This window comes from Thalassorhabdus alkalitolerans, assembly GCF_042656525.1.
Taxonomy (GTDB): domain Bacteria; phylum Bacillota; class Bacilli; order Bacillales; family Marinococcaceae; genus Thalassorhabdus; species Thalassorhabdus alkalitolerans.
In genome coordinates, this window is record NZ_JBHSOZ010000004.1 from 50545 (window position 1) to 71686 (window position 21142).

The 21142-nt window shown below is 40.9% G+C and carries 19 protein-coding genes; 9 read left to right on the forward strand and 10 right to left on the reverse strand.

Going from position 1 to position 21142, the window contains the following annotated elements; genetic code table 11:
• Window positions 1-103 precede the first annotated feature (103 nt).
• The 3 genes from ACFPU1_RS09775 to ACFPU1_RS09785 all read left to right on the forward strand — a co-directional run bounded on the left by ACFPU1_RS09775 (window position 104) and on the right by ACFPU1_RS09785 (window position 4268).
• A complete protein-coding gene (locus ACFPU1_RS09775; protein WP_385940596.1) occupies window positions 104-1348 on the forward strand; it encodes an L-lactate MFS transporter in 1245 nt (414 codons plus the stop codon).
• Window positions 1349-1408: 60 nt separating this feature from the next.
• Window positions 1409-1768, forward strand: coding sequence for a Na-translocating system protein MpsC family protein (locus ACFPU1_RS09780; protein ID WP_054637502.1), 360 nt, complete (start codon window positions 1409-1411; stop codon window positions 1766-1768).
• Window positions 1769-1910: 142 nt separating this feature from the next.
• Window positions 1911-4268, forward strand: a complete 2358-nt coding sequence (locus ACFPU1_RS09785) for an FdhF/YdeP family oxidoreductase (protein ID WP_385940599.1) — start codon at window positions 1911-1913, stop codon at window positions 4266-4268.
• 63 nt (window positions 4269-4331) lie between these two features.
• On the opposite strand, the gene ACFPU1_RS09790 is transcribed toward ACFPU1_RS09785, so the two are convergent.
• From ACFPU1_RS09790 to ACFPU1_RS09805, 4 genes are all read right to left on the reverse strand, one after another.
• Entirely contained in the window at window positions 4332-5462 is a 1131-nt protein-coding gene (locus ACFPU1_RS09790) for a GerAB/ArcD/ProY family transporter (protein ID WP_385940601.1), read from the reverse strand.
• Between the two features lie 39 nt (window positions 5463-5501).
• Window positions 5502-6698 carry a Ger(x)C family spore germination protein gene (locus tag ACFPU1_RS09795; RefSeq protein WP_385940603.1) on the reverse strand — a complete coding sequence of 399 codons (1197 nt, stop codon included), beginning with the start codon at window positions 6696-6698 and terminating at the stop codon, window positions 5502-5504.
• A gap of 22 nt (window positions 6699-6720) precedes the next feature.
• The gene (locus ACFPU1_RS09800; RefSeq protein ID WP_385940605.1) at window positions 6721-8301 is read right to left on the reverse strand and encodes a spore germination protein; all 1581 of its coding nucleotides are present in this window, start codon (window positions 8299-8301) and stop codon (window positions 6721-6723) included.
• Between the two features lie 122 nt (window positions 8302-8423).
• Window positions 8424-8873, reverse strand: coding sequence for an Lrp/AsnC family transcriptional regulator (locus tag ACFPU1_RS09805; protein ID WP_054637492.1), 450 nt, complete (start codon window positions 8871-8873; stop codon window positions 8424-8426).
• Between the two features lie 328 nt (window positions 8874-9201).
• Here ACFPU1_RS09805 and ACFPU1_RS09810 point away from each other — a divergent pair, with 328 nt between their 5' ends.
• The 5 genes from ACFPU1_RS09810 to ACFPU1_RS09830 all read left to right on the forward strand — a co-directional run bounded on the left by ACFPU1_RS09810 (window position 9202) and on the right by ACFPU1_RS09830 (window position 13379).
• On the forward strand, window positions 9202-9777 hold the full coding sequence (locus tag ACFPU1_RS09810; RefSeq protein ID WP_054637491.1) for a chromate transporter: 576 nt from the start codon (window positions 9202-9204) through the stop codon (window positions 9775-9777).
• Entirely contained in the window at window positions 9774-10310 is a 537-nt protein-coding gene (locus tag ACFPU1_RS09815; protein ID WP_385940608.1) for a chromate transporter, read from the forward strand. The genes ACFPU1_RS09810 and ACFPU1_RS09815 overlap by 4 nt, the downstream gene beginning before the upstream one ends.
• 305 nt (window positions 10311-10615) lie before the next feature.
• The gene (locus tag ACFPU1_RS09820; RefSeq protein WP_385940610.1) at window positions 10616-11362 is read left to right on the forward strand and encodes an ABC transporter ATP-binding protein; all 747 of its coding nucleotides are present in this window, start codon (window positions 10616-10618) and stop codon (window positions 11360-11362) included.
• Between the two features lie 23 nt (window positions 11363-11385).
• Window positions 11386-12252: an ABC transporter permease gene (locus tag ACFPU1_RS09825; protein ID WP_385940612.1), complete on the forward strand. Its 867-nt coding sequence runs from the start codon at window positions 11386-11388 to the stop codon at window positions 12250-12252.
• Window positions 12253-12275: 23 nt separating this feature from the next.
• Window positions 12276-13379: an ABC transporter substrate-binding protein gene (locus ACFPU1_RS09830; protein WP_385940614.1), complete on the forward strand. Its 1104-nt coding sequence runs from the start codon at window positions 12276-12278 to the stop codon at window positions 13377-13379.
• A 57-nt stretch (window positions 13380-13436) separates the two neighbouring features.
• Here the strand turns inward: ACFPU1_RS09830 and ACFPU1_RS09835 are convergent, their stop codons facing one another.
• Window positions 13437-14132 (reverse strand): phosphatase PAP2 family protein, encoded by a 696-nt coding sequence (locus ACFPU1_RS09835; RefSeq protein ID WP_385940616.1) that lies wholly within the window; start codon window positions 14130-14132, stop codon window positions 13437-13439.
• Window positions 14133-14298: 166 nt separating this feature from the next.
• On the opposite strand from ACFPU1_RS09835, the gene ACFPU1_RS09840 reads away from it, so the two are divergent.
• A complete protein-coding gene (locus tag ACFPU1_RS09840; RefSeq protein WP_385940618.1) occupies window positions 14299-15849 on the forward strand; it encodes a glycine betaine uptake BCCT transporter in 1551 nt (516 codons plus the stop codon).
• Window positions 15850-15914: 65 nt separating this feature from the next.
• On the opposite strand, the gene ACFPU1_RS09845 is transcribed toward ACFPU1_RS09840, so the two are convergent.
• From ACFPU1_RS09845 to ACFPU1_RS09865, 5 genes are all read right to left on the reverse strand, one after another.
• A complete protein-coding gene (locus ACFPU1_RS09845) occupies window positions 15915-17120 on the reverse strand; it encodes a nitrate/nitrite transporter (RefSeq protein WP_385940620.1) in 1206 nt (401 codons plus the stop codon).
• A 408-nt stretch (window positions 17121-17528) separates the two neighbouring features.
• The gene (locus ACFPU1_RS09850) at window positions 17529-18704 is read right to left on the reverse strand and encodes an iron-containing alcohol dehydrogenase (protein WP_385940622.1); all 1176 of its coding nucleotides are present in this window, start codon (window positions 18702-18704) and stop codon (window positions 17529-17531) included.
• A 14-nt stretch (window positions 18705-18718) separates the two neighbouring features.
• Complete coding sequence (locus tag ACFPU1_RS09855; protein WP_385940624.1) at window positions 18719-20227, reverse strand: sodium:solute symporter family protein; 1509 nt, start codon at window positions 20225-20227, stop codon at window positions 18719-18721.
• Window positions 20228-20367: 140 nt separating this feature from the next.
• The gene (locus tag ACFPU1_RS09860; protein ID WP_385940626.1) at window positions 20368-20943 is read right to left on the reverse strand and encodes a hypothetical protein; all 576 of its coding nucleotides are present in this window, start codon (window positions 20941-20943) and stop codon (window positions 20368-20370) included.
• Window positions 20944-20954: 11 nt separating this feature from the next.
• The coding region (locus ACFPU1_RS09865) for an aldehyde dehydrogenase family protein (RefSeq protein ID WP_385940628.1) at window positions 20955-21142 on the reverse strand (188 nt) is incomplete at its 5' end.

Below are 21142 nucleotides of genomic sequence, written 5' to 3' on the forward strand. Positions count from 1 at the left end.
GCAGCGAACCTGCGTGAAACTAACCGTTGCGTTTCTTTTTGGGATTTTTTAATCCTGGGAAGTGATAGCAACGGTTTTTTATTTGGAGAAGGAGTGGGGAACAATGGGGAAAACAAAAAATCGCTGGCTCATAGCGCTGGCAGCTGTTGGAATTCATATTTCAATTGGTTCAGTGTATGCATGGAGCGTATTTACCAATCCCTTAGCGGAAGAGTACGGATGGAGCTTAAGTGCGATTTCTTTAACCTTTAGTATAGCGATTGCATTTTTAGGACTGTCTGCAGCTTTTATGGGTCACTTCGTTGAGAAGTATGGTCCAAGGGCTTCAGGACTTGTTTCAGCGACATTCTTTGGAATTGGAATTGTTGGTTCAGGATTTGCAGTAACTGTAGAATCTATTGGGCTATTGTATCTTACATACGGAGTATTAGGAGGAATCGGTCTTGGAGTGGGCTATATTACTCCAGTTTCCACACTGGTGAAATGGTTCCCTGACCGCAGGGGATTGGCAACGGGCTTAGCAATTATGGGCTTTGGCTTTGCTGCCATGATTGCAAGTCCGATCATGGCCACGTTAATTGACTCAGTCGGTGTAGCCAGCACATTTTATATTCTGGGTGTTTCTTATTTTGTCATTATGCTTGCCTCAGCTTTGTACCTTGAAAGACCACCAAAAGGTTACATGGAGGGTGTGGGGAATGCTAATAAGAAAGCAGCTCCAGACCTTGCTCAGCTCACTGCAAATGAAGCAGTAAAAACAAGACGTTTCTGGTATTTATGGGTCATGCTTTTCATCAATGTAACATGCGGGATTGCCATCCTTGCTATTGCCTCCCCTATGGCACAGGAAATTGCGGGACTATCTGCCGCAGCAGCTGCAACGATGGTTGGTATCATGGGCTTCTTTAACGGAGCAGGCCGATTAGGATGGGCCTCTATTTCAGATTATCTTGGACGCCCGAATGTCTATACTGCTTTCTTTGCCATTCAGATTGTAACATTTATGATGCTTCCATCAGTGACCCATGCTTTGGCTTTCCAGCTTATCTTATTTTTAATTATGACTTGCTACGGCGGCGGTTTCGCTTCAATTCCTGCTTATATTGGCGACATCTTTGGAACAAAGCAGCTTGGAGCGATTCATGGTTACATTTTAACAGCCTGGGCTTGTGCAGGACTGGTTGGTCCCCTTCTTGCTTCCTACGTGCGTGAGGCAACTGAAAGTTACGCAGCTACACTGTATATCTTTGGCGGAATGTTTATTCTAGCTTTAATCGTTTCTCTTGCGATTCGAGTTGATATTAAACAGCTGAGACAGCAAAACGAGGAGCAAAAGCTCGCAAGTTGACAATTGACAGTCAGACATCTACCCTTTTACTATAATAAACTGTAAAAAGGTTGGAGAATGATGGGTAAATATGAGGCTGAATTTAGTAACTTAGTCAGGTCGTTTCGGAAAAAGCATATGGGTAAAGGGCCCAGTAAAATTAGTACAACCTTTTGCAAGAACTGGGCAATATGTGAAATGGAAGGGAATTTATCCCCAATCGAGAGGTTTATTGCGAGTGCCGATGAAGGAAAACAAATGCTTCGGGCTGCACGAACAGAGATGGTAAAGGATATGTATCGCAAAAACCCTCCACGTGAGATGGAGGAATTCCTGGGATGCAGGTTTGTTGAACTGTTTGTTGACATCGATATAGAACAGGACAAAGGAATGTCAATCTTTGTGTTTGATGAAAATCTTGAAGAGAAATTTTCGAATTAAATATTGAGGTTTGGCACTTGGCAGCGTTCCTGTTAAAGACTTAACCACCGTAGCATTTTAGTTTTCTAAAGTGTACGGTGGTTTTTTTATAAGAAAACATATAGTGACATTAAAGATCCGAAAGACAAAAGGAGTGTTATCAATGGGGAATACGAAGCATAACGGCCCTATGAAGAAATCAAAAAAGCCAGCACCGGAGCACTGGGTAAGTCCTGTGCCGTTTGGACTTGGAAAAGTAAAACCAAAACATATCCGTGATTCATTTAAAACAATGTGGGAGAACAAAGATAACCTAGGGTATGCAGCAAACATCATCACAAAGGGCGTCTGCGACGGCTGTGCCTTAGGAGTATCTGGTCTGTATGACCAAACGTTAACAGGCCCTCATATGTGTACCACAAGATTTAACGTTCTCCGTTTAAATACGATGCCTGCCATCAAAGAAGAGATCCTTCATTCTGACATAGACGAATTAAGAAAGTATTCAAGCACTGAGCTGCGGAAGCTTGGGCGTATCCCTTATCCTCTTATCCGCCGGCCAGGAGAAAGAACATTCTCCCGAATTGAGTGGGATGAAGCAATGGATATGGTTGCTTCGAAGATGAAAAAGCTGGATCCAAAGCAATACGCGTTTTATTTAACATCTAGAGGGATCACCAATGAATCTTATTATGTAGGAGCAAAGGTTTCTCGCTTTTTAGGAACCAATAACATAGACAATGCATCTCGTATCTGTCATTCACCAAGTAAAACGGCATTAAAACGCTCTGTAGGGGTAGGAGCTTCGACAGCAAATTATCAAGACTGGATCGGCACAGACGTTCTTTTGTTCTGGGGAAGCGTGGCTTCAAATGCTTCACCGGTTTCTACTAAATACATGCTTGAAGCTAAGAAAAAAGGAACGAAAATTATCGTCGTGAACCCGTACCGGGAGCCTTCTATGGATGAGTACTGGGTCCCTTCAGTAACAGAGTCAGCTCTGTTTGGCACGAAAGTAGCAGACGACTTTTACCAAGTGAATATAGGCGGAGATATCGCCTTCATGCACGGCATTATGAAGCATTGGTTTGAGATGGAAAAAACCGAGCACGGTTCCGCGGTTAACCATGAGTTTGTAAATGAGCACGTGAATGGATATGAGGAGCTTAAAGGTAAAGTAGAAGAACAGTCCTGGGAAGAAATCATAACGTCTTCAGGTGTGAGTAAAGAAAGAATTATTGAACTGGCCGAGCTCCTTGCAAACAGCAAAAACGCAGTGTTCGCATGGGCACTTGGTTTAACGATGCATTCTTTTGCTACAGATAACATCTCTCAAGTGGCAAACCTTGCCTTGTTACGTGGATACTTGGGTCGTAAGTATAATGGCTTAATGCCATTTAGAGGACACTCCTCTGTTCAAGGAAGCGGTGAAATGGGAGCAGATCCATTCGTTCTTCCGGGAGGCGACTTTAAAGGAGATAACATTGAGAGAGTCGAAAAGCTGTGGGGCTTTGACCTTCCAAAATGGCAGGGAGATATTGTTGGTGTTACCCTTGAGAATATTGTTCTTCCAGAGGATCACGAAAGAAAAATAAAACTTTACTATTTATCTGGTGGAAATTTCCTCGAGACAATGCCAGAGCCTGATTTTGTAGAAAAGGCATTATCTGAACTGGACATCAGGGTTCACCAGGATATTATATTAAATACCTCCACGCTTGTAGACGCGAAGGAAGCTGTCATCGTTCTTCCTGCAAAGACACGTTACGAGCAGGAGGGGGGAGGAACCTCTACCTCAACAGAAAGAATGGTTTATTTCTCGCCTGAAATCGAAGGGAATAAAAATAGAATTGAAGAAGCTCGTGCGGAGTGGAAAATTTACGTTGACTTAGCCAAACGCGTGAAACCGGAAACCGCTCATTTGGTTGATTTTAAAGACGCTCAGCAAATACGTGAAGAGATTGCCAAGGCAAACCCAAGCTATGATGGAATTCAGCACCTGAAAAAACAAGGCGACGTATTCCAATGGGGAGGCGCATGGTTATGTGAGGATGGAATTTGTCCAACACCTGATGGAAAAGGTAACTTAATTACTGTAGACATTCCAAACTTAAATAAAAAACCAGGAGACTTTTATATCACCACGAGACGAGGAAAGCAGTTTAACTCTATGGTGTATAAAGAAACAGATCCATTTAACCAGGCAGAAAGATATGACGTACTCATAAACAAAGAAGATGCCAAAGAGCTTAGCGTAGAAGAAGGCGAGGGTATTGTCGCATACAATCAGTTTGGTGTATTCCAGGGGCGTGCAAGGTTTGCAGATATTGCGCGAGGAAACCTGGGTGTTCATTTCCCAGAAGGTAACTTCCTCCTTCCGAAAGGTCGCTATGAGAAGTTTGCCGGCATGCCAGATTATAATATTGCCGTGAAAGTGGAAAAGGCAGATCGATTTAATGCGCGCAAGGATACAAAATACCTTGAAAAGCCTGTGGAAGATTTAGAAACAACCGTAAGCTAATATATACTATTTAAGCCCGAAGAGTCTATCTTTTCGGGTTTGTTTCTTTGTTAAATGAAAGGGCTATGAGCTGGCTGATTGATTACTTTTTTTTCTGCTGAAGAAGTTCTTCATTACAACAATGACAGCTAACAAAAGGGGAATGATTATTTGAAAAGGAATATGCAGGTAGTAAGGGACCCATTCAAGCCCTACTTGAAAGTGTTCGATCGTATTATCGGCAATGATTAATGATGGTATATAAATCATGCCCGCTACTGTATAGGTTACCCATCCTTTTTTCTCTTCGGTGTTAAAGACTGTAGATAAGCTGACAATAGCCGCGTAAGCAAAAATTACGATTTTAAAAAAACCACCGACATGTAAAATTACGACAGCAACAGGGTCGATGCGCTGAATGAAGTCCCTGATGTTTATTTTTTCCACCACATCAAGTAACGGAAAAGCTGAGTATTGAGTAATTTCAGGGGTCATAACGGCAATGATTAAACTCATAAGCAGGGAGAGAAATAAACCGGTGAACAGGATGGCTCCTAAGCCAACCTTGATAACAATGTTGTTCTTGTACTGACTAACATAAGGGAGAAGCGCAGTAAAAGCGATTAACTCCCCAAAAGGAAATGTGATAAGCAAGGGGAAGACTACAGAAAAAACATTTGTCCACCCATCTTCCAGGACAGGCTGGAGGTGCTTAACGTCTGGTAAGTCACCTACTAAAACAAAGATGGCAAAAGCTAACGCTATCACAAAAACGATCGGAAAGAATATTTCTGAGGACCGGGCTATTACTTCAAAGCCGGCATAGCATCCATAGATAACGACGAGAATCATCAGTAAAGAGATAACAAACATTGGAGTTTCCGGGATCAGCTCAATGATGACTAAATCAGCAAAGTCCCGTAAGACACGTGCCCCTATATAACAAAAGTAAAGAGCATACAAAAAACCTACAAATTTCCCTAAAAAGCTTCCAAGTATTTTTTCTGCATATTTGGAAAGGGGAAGCTCCGGATATTGAGAGAACAAGTAGGCATAAATTAAAAATAAAAGCATGCCTGCAGCCATTCCTAAAAGAATAGCAATCCAGGCATCCTGTCTAGCATTAATGCCTACTCCAACGATGACAGCGCTTCCGGACTGAAAAAGGGCCATTAAAAAAAACAGCTGTATTAATCCAATTCGAGCTTTCTGCATCCTCCCTCTCCTTCCCTCTTGGATAAAACCACCAGATTATTATTTTTTCTTTTCATTAATAAAGGATTCAGTCAATGTACCTGTATGGTGAATAGAGAAATCGACGTTCACATTTACAGTTATATCTTCAAAATGAGTGTTCCAATCATTTTTTACACTTTTCCAGTAGGCAGGATCAGCTCTGCGGATGTGTTCTCCAAACCCAAAAATGTCGCTTCTGAAATCAGTTTGAGCCCGGGCAATCGAATCCATGGATATAGTCTTAATGCCGTCAGCTATCTCTTTTTCAATTTTCTCAATGGTTTGAGGGTTAGATAAATCAATGGCACAAGTTACTTCAGCGATATTTCCCTCTGTGGAAATGATGACGTCTATCTGAGGCTTGCCATTAATCACCTTTGCCTCAATATTGCTTTCTGAACGAATCACTTCAAAGGTAAGCCTGCCGTCTTTACAGGGAATCACACCTAAGGTGCTTTGCACATTGCCGCGGATATAGTTATAACCTTTGCTTTGATCCTCTGTCATCCAGCCGGCAAGCGTTTCCCCTCGAAAGGCAGCCAGGTTTTGAAGCTTCAGCACTGCCTGGGTTTCAATGGTTTCCACATGTTCTCTGCTACCGCCTATCTCCTTATCGCCAACAACCCTTATACCAGTTACTACAGGGTTATCCCCATCTAGTACCAGCTGTTCCACAATGTCATCGATTTGCATTCCTTTGGTGGGAGCCCAATTTTCTTCAGAAAAAGTGATAGAGGAAAATACCTTTTCTGCAGGAATTTCATCCACTCGAGTTAACACCTTTAATATTTCCTTTGCTTGTTGGTCTCTGCTGATAACGACAAAGAAATCAGTCCTTACTTGATGATCACGGAATAAGAAGTCCAAAACTTCAGCAAAGTCCTCCTCGGCAATCTTCTCACTAATGACGATGACTCTGATATGCGCTAAATAAAGCTTTCGAGGAATATCAGTAGTTAACCGACGCAGCCCTTCAAAGACAGAGGCACCCGTTACTCTATGCGTCGCTACCGGTGCCCGATCTGTCCGCTCTTCCTCCACGTTTTGGGCGGGGTTAATAATTTGTGCTGTGATTTCATAAGTGTTTTCGTTTGTTTTATCGATAGCTATCATTGAAGCGATAGATAACTCATCAAGCTCTTTGGTATTCCAGCACCCCGTCAAAGGGATTAGCAAGAGACAACAAAGCAAAAGCATGAAGCCTTTTCTCCCCATTTACAACGCCTCCTCATTGCTTCTAATTACTAGGTGATTCAGGCTGGGGTTTTGGTGTTTCATTTCTTAACACATTCTTCTTCGACATAAAGCCAGGACGTTTCTTTAATGTCCACCATGGCAGGCGGAGGATTGTATCTTTTTGCTCTTCTCCCTGTAAAGGAGTTAAAGGAGCCATATAAGGAACACCAAAGGATCGAAGCTTACATAAGTGAATGGTTAAAGCAATTAACCCAAAGAGAATGCCAATCAGCCCCAGCATGGAAGCAATGATCATAAAAGCGAACCGTAATAGCCTTACCGGGATCGACATGTTGTAATTTGGCATGATAAAGTTAGCTATTGCTGTGATTGCTACGACGATTACCATAGATGAAGACACAAATCCTGCTTCTACAGCTGCCTGTCCAATAACAAGAGCCCCTACAATGGAAATGGCTGACCCTACGGCTCTCGGCATTCTAACTCCGGCTTCCCTTAATATTTCAAAGGTTAATTCCATTAAAAAAGCTTCAACTACTGCTGGGAAGGGGACCCCTTCTCGTTGAGCAGTCAGTGTGATTAACAGCGGGGTAGGGAGCATTTCCTGATGAACGGTCGTTAAGGCTATGTAAACAGACGGAACTAACAAGGATAGAAAAAAGGATACATAGCGCAAGATTCGTAAAAATGAAGAAATATCGAATTGAAAATAGTAATCCTGTGGCGATTGAAAAAATTGAGTGAATAAAGCAGGCGCTAATAGAACAAAAGGAGTTCCATCTACAACAATAACAACCCTGCCTTCTAATAAGCCTGCAACGGCAGTATCGGGCCTTTCGGTGTTGTAGATTGTGGGGAAAGGTGTGTAAAAGCCATCATGAATCAATTCCTCCAACTGTCCGCCTTCTATGATAGCGTCAATGTTAATTCCATTTATTCTCGTTTTTACTTCATGAACAACGTTTTCACTGGCCACATTATTGAGATACACTATAGCCACATCTGTTTGAGATTTTTTTCCGATTATCTTTTTTTCTATCCAAAGATTAGGATCTTTAATGCGACGCCGAATCAACGCCAGGTTTGTTTCTAACGTTTCGTTAAAACCTTCTTTTGGTCCTCTAATCACTGTTTCAGTAGTCGGTTCTTCAAGCCCTCGTTCCTGCCAGCCTCGAGTATCAATAGCAATGCATTTAGCATAGTGATCTAAGAGAATAAGTGTGTTTCCTGAAAGAACGTTATTATAAAGGTCGTCAAAATTTTCAACAATTTCAATCTCGCCGCTTCTTAGGAAAGATTGGTGTAAGTATTCAAACAGGTCCACATGAGGCGGAACAGAAGAAGTTTTCTTAGTTTCCACCATTAAATTATCTAAAATGTTGTTTTGGACGGTGTTATCATTTATCAACCCGTCCGTATAAATTACCGTAACCTTCACATGATAGCCTTTTTTAAAGGTGAAGTGCCTAAAAATGATATCAGCGCTTGATCCTAAAGCTTCAGTTATAGTTTGAACATTTTTATCAAGAGAGGTAGACAAATTGTTAGTCTCATCAGAGGACTGTTGACTGCTTTCTGGTTTTTTCAGCTTTTTTCTTACTGAAGTAATTTTCACTGTCATCCTCTCCTGCCAGCCAGAATTATCAGTTGTAGTTTTAAGCAATATCAACAATATTATCCAAAGGAATACGGATGAATAAAAAAACAAGGGATGTAGGTATTTTTCCTCTACATCCCTTGTTTTTATAATTTGAGTCCTGTCCTGCTTTTAAATCTTCGTAATAATATATGGCTCTCGACCCTTGTAATTCCGTTTAATTCATATAATTCTTCATTAATAAATTGTTCAAGCCGGGTGAAGTTTTCGACTAACACATGCATATGGAGAGTGCTTGGGCCTGTCATTTGATAGCAGCTGGCTACGCTCGGGTTTTCAACAAGAGCTTCGGCGACCGATACAAGGTGGGAAGGCTCACAGTCTACTTCAAAAAAAGCGGAAACAGCTTTGCCGGCAAGCTCAGAATTAATGACGACACTGAACTTCTCAATCACTCCTTTTTCCTGTAAAACCTGCACACGGTCACGCACGGAAACCCTTGATATATTTAAGCGCTTGCCAATATCGACATAAGACATACGTCCATTTTCAATCAGGCATTCTAATATTTTTTTATCAATCGAATCTAATTCCATAATTTTCACCTACATTTCTGCAAGGTAATAGTACTTCTTCTAGGGTTTTTCTAGGATTATGCTAGAGCTGGCCTCTGGCCGGGCTCCTGAAGAAACCTTGAATATGGTGGAGATAAGCCGTTCCTTGAGGTGGAGAAGCAGAACGAAGTAAAGCACAATTTTCAATAACAGATAGTATAAATAGTATAGCAATAGAAATAACAAAAAGAAATTAAAATAAATATATATCATACATTTTGTTTAATAAGTTGAATAAATAATTACATAAGTGAAGTTCGATGTGCTACTATGAGTACAAAAGAACATCAAGAAAAAGGGAGTGAGAAAGTTGCTACAAATGAAGATATTCCTCGCTTTTTTCCGGGTGGGGATCCTTGGCTACGGGGGCGGACCTGCTTCTATCCCACTTGTTTATAAAGAAGTTGTGGATCATTACAAATGGCTGTCTGAAGATGAATTTGGTGATATATTAGCGTTGGGAAATACACTTCCAGGTCCGATAGTAACGAAGCTTGCTGGATACATAGGTTTTTCTGTCGGTGGTGTTATTGGAGCAATAAATGGAGTGATTGCCATTGTTATGCCTACGGCATTAATGATGATTGCTTTTTTTGCGGCTCTTGCAAATTTTCAGGATGCTCCCTGGGTAACAGGCTTAACAAATGGTGTTCTCCCGGTAGTGACAGTGATGATGGCTGTACTGACTAAAAACTTTGTCACTAAGTCCCACTCAGATTTAGGGTGGAAGTTCGCAGGACTACTGTTGCTTATTGGGATAGTTATCATTGGGGTGTTTGATTTCCACCCAGCTATTCTTATTGTCATTTTAATTATTGCTGCTCTGATTAAACGAGACCCTTTAGAGAAGAAGATTAAGGGCAGGGAAGGAGGAAAAGAAGAATGATATATGTAGAAATTTTTATAGCCTTCTTCCTTCCGGGAATATTAGGTTACGGCGGCGGTCCGGCCTCCATTCCGCTCATACAATATGAGGTAGTGGAACGGTATGAGTGGATGACCGTTCAGGAGTTTAGTGAGGTTCTTGCCATCGGTAACGCCCTCCCAGGTCCTATTGCTACAAAAATGGCAGCATTCATTGGGTATGAGGTAGGAGGCTGGCTAGGTGCAGGAGTTGGTTTATTTGCAACCATTGCCCCTTCTCTGGTCATGATGATTGCTTTGGTTGGATTGCTATATAAACATAAGGATTCACCAAAAGTAAAAAGACTGACGCAATATGTGCGGCCGGTCATTGCCGTTTTACTGGGAATATTAACTATTCAATTTTTAGCTGGTTCTGTAGAAGGCGGCGGTATCCTTCATACTATTATTTTGCTTGTCGGAAGTTATTTTTTATTAGAGAAATGGAAGGTTCACCCTGCTATCGTTATTGTTATTTCAATTGTGTACGGGGTTTTGTTTCTTTCAGGCGGGTGATTCACAATTAAGGAGGCTGTTGAGATAGTTTCTCAACAGTTTTTTTTTGTAAACAATAATAGCAAGAGAAAAATCATGTCACAAAATATGACATGATTTTTCTCTTGCAACACCCCATATAAAAAGTTGCAATACCTTGTCATACTGGGCAGGAACAGTTGTTTAGGAAAAACTATTATGCAACATATCTAAACAACTTAACACTTTTATACGTTATATCTAATGAAATAAGAAAATAACAAATTTATAATGAAGTTAAATAACAAAACGCGTTAATAAAGTTTACATTTCAAGGAGTGGAAAAATTGAGTTTAAAAGTTTCTAATGTATCAAAAACGTTTTATTCAGACCGGGAAGCAAAGCAAGTTTTATATGACGTGGATTTTGAAGTTGAGCCCCATGAATTTATATGTATTTTAGGCCATAGTGGGTGTGGGAAGTCAACATTGCTAAACTTGGTTTCAGGTTTTTTGCAGCCGGATCAGGGAGCAATTACAGTTAATAATAGTAAAATAACAGGCCCTTCAAAGCAAAGAGGAGTTGTATTTCAAGAACATGCGTTATTTCCCTGGTACACAGTCATTGAGAACATTGCTTTTGGTCCGAGCCTCCAGGGTGTCGGTAAACAAAAATCTTTAACCATAGCAGAAGAATATTTAAAGTTGGTAGGACTGGAAGACTCAAGGGACTATTATCCAAGACAACTCTCAGGTGGAATGCAGCAACGCGTGGGGATCGCCAGAGCACTAGCAAACAAACCAGATATATTGTTAATGGATGAGCCATTTGGTGCTTTGGATATTTTAACAAGAGAAACGATGAGGAAAGAATTACTAAAAATATGGATGCAATTAAAAACGATGGTGTTGTTTATCACCCATAGTGTTGAAGAAGCTGTCTATTTAGCGGATCGAATATTAGTGATGAAAGACGGCAAAGTGTTGACGGACGAGAGAGTAATGATGGAACGGCCTCGAGAAAAGTCTGATGAATTTAAAGAAGTAGTTTCTAAATTAGAAGACTTATTAATTAATGAAGAAGTTACATTATAAAGAAAAGGGTGGTGAGTAAGCAGATGTCTACGATGGAAAACACCAAGGAACAAGGTGTTATAAAAAAACAGAAAAACAATACTTTAAATGTACGAGATTATTGGGATAAAGACCGTATTGGAAGAACAATAACTATCATTAGTTTTTTTATAATTTGGCAAATCATTGGAATGATGAATGTAAGGTTTGAGTGGTTTAACCCGGTGTTTTTACCTACCCCGATAAACGTTTTAGAGGCTGCATACCATCTTTATGAGCAAGGTGTGTTGTTTGCACATATTTGGTCAAGTACCTGGCGGCTTGGAGTAGGCTTTATAGTAGGGGTAGTGATTGCGGTTATACTAGCCTTTTTGATTGTAAAATTCAGATTAATAAGAAATATTGTTGATCCTTTAATTAATATGATTGGTCCTATACCACCCTTTGCATTACTGCCGATATTTATTATTTGGATGGGGGTTGGCGAAGTATCAAAACTAACCTTAATAACATACGCTACAGCGATTCCGATGATAGCTTATACGGTCGACGGTATAAAAAATGTAAACCCAGTGTTAATCCGTTCAGCTTTATCACTAGGAGCTACTCAAAGACAAGTATTTAGAAGAGTAATTTTACCTGGAGCTCTTCCTCCAATTTTTGTAGGTATGCGAGTGACTTTAGCTGTTTCGTTTGCGGCAATGGTGGTAGCTGAAATGATAGGAGCACATTCTGGTCTGGGGTATTTAATCATTGATTCCCGAAACTTCTTTCAGATGGCCAATATGTTTTTAGCGGCTTCGTTAATAGGAGCCCTATACTTTATATTTGCAATTATTTTAAGCATAGTTGAAAAGCGTTTGTTTAAATGGAAAAAAGGAAGTGAGCTCACAGATGCAGTACAAAAATAATCGAATAAAGAGAGGGTATGGATATGAAAGAATTTATCGGTAAGTTCCGTGATGTACAGTTTAACCTATTTGTTTTAATTTCAATTGGCATAATATTACTCATTGCAGCTTGTGGGATTGAAGAAGCAAGTGATGATGTGGAAGCTGATTCTTCAGAAGAGGAGGAGATCACTGGGGAAGATGAAAACAACAGTGGGAACGAAGAGTTAGAAGTAGAAGAAGTGACACTATACGGAGTAATTGATACACAAGTATCAGCCCAGCAAATGCTTGCTGATGAACTTGGTTTTTTTGAAGAAGAAGGCTTAACGGTTGAAAATAATATTGTGCAGTCTGGACCAGACATTGGGCCGCTTATCGCTAGTGGTGATGCTCAATCAAGTTTTGAGACGACTATTACAAATATTTCATTAAGTGCAAATAATGTACCAACTGTCATTGTGTCACCCATGGCTAATGTTTCTGGCACTCAAGCCGTTATTGCAAGCCCTGAAATGGAAATCAATAGCCCTAAAGATATAGAGGGGGCAACGATTGGAATGGTTCAAGGAGCTGGTGTAAGTATTGCCTTACATAACATGGCTGAAGAGCTAGGAGTAGATATGGATACAGTAGATTTCATAAATATGTCCCCTACAGACCAAATAGCAGCATTAGATAACGGTGATATTGACATTATGGCAGCCTGGGAGCCATGGATTACTATTGGTCTTGATCAAGGAGCTCAATTTCTTTTTAGCGGAAGTACCTCTGAGATCCCAGGGGCTGAAGGAGAAGTAGACTGGATGCAGTTCTATTCAACATTTCAAGTAACTGAAGAGTTCCTGGAAGATAACCCTAATACTGTGAAAGCAATGTTACGGGCCTTGAACAAAGCCACAGAGTTTATTAATGAAAATCGGGATGAGGCAATTGATATAATGGATGAGAAATTAGAAAATCTTCCTAGAGAACAAGTAGAAGAAGTCATGAGTAGAAATGTCTATTCCATGGAGGCCACAGATGACATGCAAATGGGTTCTGAAGTTATTGCAGAATTCATGATGGAGGAGGATAACATACCTAGAGTCCCCGACTATACTGAATACACAAATTTTGAGCTTCTAGAAGAGGTGTTAGCAGAATAAAGTTAAAAGGATTGGCCGTGAGTGAATAAACCACGGCCAATCCTTTTTATTAAAAAATTATCCTGGCGGGATGACTGATCTCTCTGCTGAATGTCTCGAACTCTCTCTTCTGCGCAAAAGGACTTCTAAAGCAATGATAGAAGCACCAAGCCATGCACCGCCGACAGCATATCCGGCAATTACATCACTGGGGTAATGAACCCCTAAATAGATACGGCTTAGACCAATGAGGAATATTAAGATAGTGAAAGCAATGACTGTTATTGACTTGGCTGCTTTGCTTTGAAGAAACAAAACAAAATAGTATCCCAGCATTCCGTATGCAATGATAGCCATCATCGCATGTCCGCTCGGAAAACTGTATCCAGACTCCACTACAAGGGGGTTGATGTCCGGACGCTCTCTGTGAATAATCCATTTTAGCAGCCAGTTGAGTCCTCCCCCCGCTGCGACGGTAAAGATGTAAAGAATACCTTCCCAGGTCTTCTTAAAAATAAACAACATAAGTGACGTAATTATCACCAAAATGATTAAAGCTTGAACAGATCCCAAATAAGTAATCACGTTAAATGAGTCTGTTAAAAGTGGTGTAATCCATGATTGAACCCAGGCAATGATTGCAAAGTCAAATTGCTGAAGAAGATTTGGGTTTAGTTCACTTGCCAAAAGCTGTGTTAACAGCATAAATAAAAGAATCAAAATACCGATTGTCACAAGGTACTTGGCGTACTGTTTTAAAAATTCCTGTCTCAAACCACTCACCCCAATAATATGGACTGCCTTTTTTTCTATTCCTCTTCTTTTCAGCTTCAACACATAAAATTATCATATTTTTGTTACATGGAAAAAATATATAAGCATGTATAAGCTCTTCTTAATAATCAAACGCTAGGGAAGAGGATGAAAGGAGGGCTTTGTAATGGCTAAAGTAACAAGTGTCTTTTGGATATCAATGGTTATTGCAATTGTATTTGTATTATGGGGGGTCATTTTGCCAGGTCAGCTAGAAGCCGCCATGGATACAGCCCTTGCATTTTTTCTGGAGAACTTTGGCTGGTTCTACCAAATAGCAGCAACATTCTTTTTACTATTTGCTCTTTATTTAATCATCAGCAAGTACGGGAAGATCAAGCTTGGAAAAGATGAAGACAAACCAGAGTTCAGCCGCCCAACATGGATCGCCATGCTATTTAGTGCAGGAATGGGAATAGGACTGTTATTTTTTGGGGTATCTGAACCGATTTCACACTTTGTCAGTCCGCCTATGATAGCGGGAGGAACAGATGACGCAGCAATCATGAGTCTTCAGTATACATATTTGCATTGGGGATTTCATGCATGGGCCATATACGCCACGATAGCCCTTGGACTTGCTTATTTTAAATTTAGAAAAGGATACCCCGGGTTAATTAGCTCTACACTATATCCACTACTTGGGGACCGAGTAAAAGGACCAATTGGCGTCATTATTGATATTGTAGCAGTATTTGCCACCATATTTGGAGTATGTGCTTCCTTGGGGTTAGGGGCTGCTCAAATAAACGGTGGATTGAGCTACCTTACAGGTATCCCTAATAACTTTACGATACAACTGATTATTATTGCGGTTGTTACTTTATTATTTATTTTTAGCGCAGGCACTGGAATCAAAAAAGGAATTAAATATTTAAGCAACACGAATATGGTTCTGGCAGTAATATTGTTCTTTGCCCTGTTATTTCTCGGTCCAACGGTATTTCTTCTGGAACTGTTTACAACCACGTTTGGGAGCTATATCCAAAACCTTCCCGCCATGGGACTTAGGCTTGCTCCTTTTAATGAAGGGGATGCCGAGTGGTTTCAAGGGTGGACCATTTTTTACTGGGCTTGGTGGATCGCCTGGGCACCGTTTGTAGGAACGTTTATTGCAAGGGTATCAAAAGGAAGAACGGTTAGAGAATTCGTGGTGGCGGTGCTGATAATTCCTGCTGTTGTTTGTACTCTTTGGTTTGCTGTATTTGGGGGTACAGGGATATTCTATGAATACACAATGGGCCTTCCTGTTTCTGAGCAGGCTCTGGAGACCGCTTTATTTTTTGTATATGAACAAATTCCATTGGGAGCCATTCTGGCCATAATTACTGTATTTTTAATTAGTACATTCTTTATAACCTCCGCTGATTCAGCTACTTTTGTGCTAGGGATGCAAACAACAAATGGAGGGATTAACCCTCCAAACGTTGTAAAGTTCAGTTGGGGTTTTGTGTTAGCTGCATCAGCAGCAGTGCTTATGGCTTCGGGAGGGCTTGAAGGATTGCAGACTGCGATTATAGTCAGCGCTTTTCCATTAACTATCATATTATTTTTCATGACGTTTTCCATGTTGAAAGCCTTTAAAGGAGAAGTAAAACCAGAACCTACCGGCGGCAAACTGCCAAAGATTAGGTTAAGAAGAAGAAAGGGAATTAAAGAGGAAATAAAACCAACCTAATAATAGCAAAAAAGGCTGAATGAAGGAGAACCATCATTCAGCCTTTCTTTATTAAGAAGAGAGGATTATATTTGTACAGATTTTCCTTCAAGTTTCCATTCTCTTCTCCAGCCAGCCTGTGCAATTAAAAGAAGTCCAAGGGCACACAGACCTGTGAGTGATAGAACAATGAAGCCGCTGGCGTACGTCCCAGTAAGGTCTCTCAAAGTACCAAGAACATTTGGAAGGAAGAAGCCGCCAACACCGCCTGCAGCCCCAACAATGCCTGTTACCATGCCAATTTCTTTTTGAAAGCGCTGTGGAACAAGCTGGAAAATTGCTCCGTTGCCCATTCCTAAACAGCCCATACCAACAAAGAGCAACAGTGTTACTAATGCTAAAGGAGGCAGGAAGCTGACACCGAGCATACAGATTGCTACTCCTACAAACAGGAAGGTTAATAATTTTACACCGCCGATTTTATCAGCAATCAATCCGCCAACTGGACGCAGGAAGCTTCCTGCAGCAACGACCAGCGTTACAAATTCGCCGGCACGAACAGCTGCTAAGTCGTATTGGGAAACAAAGAAGTAGCTTAAAAAACTGGACAACCCGACAAACCCGCCAAACGTTACACTGTAAAGGATACAAAAATACCAGGCGTCTTTTTCCTTAAGTACTTTAAAATAATCTAAGACAGGCTTTGGCTTTGGCTGATTAGGAGGTTCTTTAGCGATAAACATATATGAAATCAAAACCAGAGTTAAAGGGATAAGTGCTAAACCAAATACAGCATTCCAGCCGTACAGCTCTGCAAGACGTGGACCAAACAATGTAGCAAGAAGGGTACCACTGTTTCCTGCTCCTGCTATCCCCATTGCCAAACCTTGCAGTTGAGGAGGATACCAGCGACTTGCCATTGGAAGAGAAGCAGAGAAGCTTGCTCCAGCAACACCAAGCAGGATACCAATCATGTACAATTCAGCAATTGTAAAGCCAAACAGCCATCCCCAGAATAAGGGTATCATTGTTACAATCATTCCACCGATGGCTGTTTTTTTAGGACCGAAGCGGTCTGTGAGAATACCCATAATAATTCGGAACACCGATCCTGCTAGAATAGGGATCGCAACAATAAGCCCGACTTGTCCTGCTGTTAAGTTAAAATCTGCTGTCAGGTAGGCTCCTAAAGCACCTAATAAAACCCAGATCATAAAGCTAATGTCAAAGTACAAAAAGGCCGAAAACAACGAAGGGGCGTGTCCACTCTTTTTCAAGTCCGACAGTTTCATGTTTCGATAATTCCTCCTTATTTGGTGTGTGAGTTCATTATGACAAAAATAAGTAAGTGGCAGTCAGATTATGTTAGCTTTACTCACATGGTTTTTTATCGGAAAGAAAACGATAGAGTGGGAGGAACGTGCAGACAATGTAAAAGAGTAGTATAAGAGATAAGAAAAACCCCTGCCAGTTTGTCGGCAGGGGTTTTTACTTTGTCGTCGAACAAAGATTCCCTAAATGGGGTATGTAAAATCCTATACTATTATAGTTTAATAGGTTTAGAAAATATGTCAATATCTTCTTGGGAAAATATACATAATATTTTGTTCCGTCAATTGTAGAATGGAAAGCGATGTTCTTCACTGATAGAAACGTAATCAAGAAAGCAGGAAACCCCGCTTTCTCGTAAATTTTTGCTTTTACTTCCCAAGGGAAAGTTCACCAAAGTAGGCTGCCTGGTAGACTTGAAAAATATCATTCTGGCTGTAGGGTCTTGGGCTTCTTTGAAGCAGCCGCTTTTGCTTGATTCCTTCTTCAGCGAGTAAAGGTATGTCTTCTTCTTTTACTCCAAACCTATCAAGTGTTTGAGGAATTCCTGTATCTCTTACGATCTCCTGCAGAGCCTGAACGGCTGACACAGCGGCCTCTCGGGTACTTAATAGTGAAGTGTCTACGCCTAATGCATCTGCAAGGTCAGTCATTTTTTCCATACATGATGGCCAAACAAAATCAAATACATAAGGAAGCATGACAGCATTTGATTCCCCATGGGGGATCTTATACAGTCCGCCTAATGGATAAGCCAACGCGTGGACTCCCGATACACCAGCATTATAAAAACTTAATCCAGCGAGAAGGCTTCCCCACGCCATCTTATTTCTGGACTCTTCGTGACTGCCATGCCACACGGCGGTCCGAATATTTCTGGAAATCAGCCTAACCGCCTCAAGAGCCAGCGAATCTGTTAAGGGGGTGGCATTAACTGAAATATAGGCTTCTACAGCATGAGTTAACGCATCAACACCTGTAGAGGCTGTTATTCTTGGCGGAACTGTATACGTGAGTTCAGGATCTAATACGGCCACGTCGGCTAACAATAGTGGGTCAGTAATAACGTCTTTTGTTTTTTCTAAGGAAAAAACAGAGATATCGGTCACTTCTGCCCCGGTTCCTGAGGTAGTAGGGATAAGCATTTTAGGAAGCCCTTTGTTTTCAAGCTTGCGGCTGCCGGTAAGGTTGAGGAAGTCCCCCGGCTCTCCCTCATTGCCGTAAAGGACAGCGGCGGCTTTGGCAACATCCAGGGAACTTCCCCCTCCAATGCCGATCACAAAATCGGCATTGCTTTCTTTTAATGCTTGTACCGCTTCTCTTCCTGTTTCAAGTGGCGGTTCTGGTACTAGGTCGCTGTAAATAGAGTAGGAGACTTTCGCATCTTTCAGCACGTCTTCCAGTTTGCTTAAAATGCCTGCCTGTATGATTCCAGGATCAGCAAAAATCATTACGTTACCTGCGTTAAAGTTTTGAAGCTCTTGAGGAATATTCTTTAAAACTCCTTCTCCAGATAATATTTTAATAGGAGAGACAAACTGATGCATAATCAAATTCCTCCCTATAAAGATTCTGTTTTGCCCGGGTTAAAGACACGATCAATCTCGTGCTGTGCCGGTTTTGGAGTGACAAGAGAAAGAACAAACATAAGAGTCAAGCTGACAAGCACCCCGATACCAGCTGCGGCAAATGGGTTGTCGAGTCCTACACCAAGGTAGACGATCCAGTAGGTAGAAGTACCAACCAGCATAGAAATAATGGCAGCTGATTTTGTTGCTCTTTTCCATAGAGTACCGATAACAAGGGGCCCTGCAGTAGCAGAAACAATCGCCCCGATCCCGATCCATAGATATACTGCCAGGTATTGCGGCGGTGTCCATGCCATCCAGATCGCAGCACCAATGACTACGAAGGTTCCGTAACGGCTGATCATCAGTTCTACCTTTTCAGCTTTTTCAGTTGTAATATTGCTTCTTGGTACAATTGTTTTTCTGTAAATATCGTTGGCAAGTAATTGTGTTAATGAAACGATTAAACCATCAGATGTTGACATAATGGCTGAAAGAACTGCAATAGCGAAAAAGGCTGCAATAATTGGCGGAAATAATTCACTAAACAGGACTGGAACCACCTGGTCAGGATTAATATTAGCTCCCGGGTCGATCACAGCGATTCCAAGCATTCCACCTAATGCCATTAATGGAAGAGTAGTGGCGATAACTGTACAGTACATAATTAGTTTCTTTAAATCTTTTCCTGATTTAACAGCCATGAATTTGTTTCCTAGATGAGGAAGAATACTAAAAGGTATATGGGCAATGAATAAAAGAATGACAAGCCATGCAGCGCCATATGTATCATGCCCAGGAATAAATAAAGTATCAAAGCCGCCTTCAGGCTTTCTCTCATTTATTGTATCTATCATACCAGAAAAACCGCCATCAACACCGTATCCCATTACAAAAACGACAACGACTACTACGGCAATAATAAGCATTAAAAAGCCTTGAATGGCATCAGTTAAAATATCAGAATGAGAGCCGCCTAAGAACACGTAAACAGAAAGAACGATCCCTGTTAATATCAAGCCAACACCATAATCAATTCCCATCATGGTTTGGAACATGGTTGCTGCGGCAACAAATTGGGATACAACATAAAAGATTAATAAAATTGAAATAACAGTTAAAATAATTCGTAAGAAATCACTGTTAAATCGTTCACCCATAAATTCAGGAATTGTCCTTGTACCAAACTGGTCTCCAAAACGTTTAATAGTTTTAGCCACAAACACCATACCTATAATAGTGGCGATAGGGTACAAGAGGGGATACCATAAGCTTGGTGCCCCGATATCGTATGCAAGGCCCGGCATTCCCATAAAGGTAGAACCACTGGAAATACCTGCGCTTATAACTAATGCAATGGTGAGTGGGCCATAAGTTGAACGGGCTGTTGCGAAATCATCGGCGTTATCAGTCCTTTTCATGCCGACCCACCCAAAATATAACATGACTCCTATAAAGAAAACCATAAAAATCCAGGAGTACATAACGATCGTACTGTCCATGGTGCATAACCTCCTTTAGATGTGCTGTGTTTTATTTTTTTTCGTCTTCATCGAGCAGGTTTGTTTTCCATAATAAAACAAACATAAAGATCCAGGTAGATAGAGTGAGAGTGACAATCCAATAGAGCATAGTCATGATCTTAATCCTCCCTTATCGTAGTAAAGAATGAATGAATTTCTGGATATTTATCCAAATTCTCTGCATGTCCGGAAACAGGCTCATACAGCATTGTTCTTGTTTGATTCTTTCCTGTATGCTTTTGCAGATATACTTCATAAGGCAGATAGGCTGTTTTTTCTTCTATCAACTCCAGCCTCGGCACATTCCAAACTCTCGCATAGTGGACGTAGAATCGCCTTACCATTTCCCGGGAACTAGCCAGATATGTGCTTTTTTCTACTTTGCTTGGGATAATTTGATTCTCTTTGACTTCACCCAGTGAGAAGGAAGGCCATTCATCCGCAAATGAAGAATCTCCTTTAATTAAATTAGAAGCAACAACTCTTTTTTCAAGCTTTGGCTTTTTAAAAAAAGATTTATAATGAACCTCCCACTTTTGAAAGTTGTATGGATAGTAAAGGGGAATAATTCTTTCAGTTATCCATTTCTTGTTTTCAAGTTTTTCAGCATGTAAGTGATGGGCCTTATAAACAGGTATAATGATCGATGACTTGCTCATTGTGGTTTTTGACAGGCTCCCTTCACTTGTTGTCATTGTTTTCACCCCTAATATTTAATGCTTATCATTTTAAGTTCAGTCATTTCCCCCACTGTGTATTTCACGCCTTCGCGGCCGTATCCAGAATCCTTGACCCCTCCGTAAGGCATATGATCAAATCGAAGTGTAGGTACGTCATTGATTAATACCTGTCCAACTTCTATGGATTTAGCCATTTGCAATGCTTGTAACAAGC

Excerpts from the sequence above, each read along its gene's own strand:
- ACFPU1_RS09860 (WP_385940626.1), bottom strand. The coding sequence starts at position 20,943 with ATGACAACAAGTGAAGGGAGCCTGTCAAAAACCACAATGAGCAAGTCA.
- ACFPU1_RS09775 (WP_385940596.1), top strand. The coding sequence starts at position 104 with ATGGGGAAAACAAAAAATCGCTGGCTCATAGCGCTGGCAGCTGTTGGA.
- ACFPU1_RS09825 (WP_385940612.1), top strand. The coding sequence starts at position 11,386 with ATGTCTACGATGGAAAACACCAAGGAACAAGGTGTTATAAAAAAACAG.
- ACFPU1_RS09800 (WP_385940605.1), bottom strand. The coding sequence starts at position 8,301 with ATGACAGTGAAAATTACTTCAGTAAGAAAAAAGCTGAAAAAACCAGAA.
- ACFPU1_RS09780 (WP_054637502.1), top strand. The coding sequence starts at position 1,409 with ATGGGTAAATATGAGGCTGAATTTAGTAACTTAGTCAGGTCGTTTCGG.
- ACFPU1_RS09855 (WP_385940624.1), bottom strand. The coding sequence starts at position 20,227 with ATGGACAGTACGATCGTTATGTACTCCTGGATTTTTATGGTTTTCTTT.
- ACFPU1_RS09815 (WP_385940608.1), top strand. The coding sequence starts at position 9,774 with ATGATATATGTAGAAATTTTTATAGCCTTCTTCCTTCCGGGAATATTA.
- ACFPU1_RS09785 (WP_385940599.1), top strand. The coding sequence starts at position 1,911 with ATGGGGAATACGAAGCATAACGGCCCTATGAAGAAATCAAAAAAGCCA.
- ACFPU1_RS09790 (WP_385940601.1), bottom strand. The coding sequence starts at position 5,462 with ATGCAGAAAGCTCGAATTGGATTAATACAGCTGTTTTTTTTAATGGCC.
- ACFPU1_RS09845 (WP_385940620.1), bottom strand. The coding sequence starts at position 17,120 with ATGAAACTGTCGGACTTGAAAAAGAGTGGACACGCCCCTTCGTTGTTT.
- ACFPU1_RS09850 (WP_385940622.1), bottom strand. The coding sequence starts at position 18,704 with ATGCATCAGTTTGTCTCTCCTATTAAAATATTATCTGGAGAAGGAGTT.
- ACFPU1_RS09840 (WP_385940618.1), top strand. The coding sequence starts at position 14,299 with ATGGCTAAAGTAACAAGTGTCTTTTGGATATCAATGGTTATTGCAATT.
- ACFPU1_RS09830 (WP_385940614.1), top strand. The coding sequence starts at position 12,276 with ATGAAAGAATTTATCGGTAAGTTCCGTGATGTACAGTTTAACCTATTT.
- ACFPU1_RS09795 (WP_385940603.1), bottom strand. The coding sequence starts at position 6,698 with ATGGGGAGAAAAGGCTTCATGCTTTTGCTTTGTTGTCTCTTGCTAATC.
- ACFPU1_RS09805 (WP_054637492.1), bottom strand. The coding sequence starts at position 8,873 with ATGGAATTAGATTCGATTGATAAAAAAATATTAGAATGCCTGATTGAA.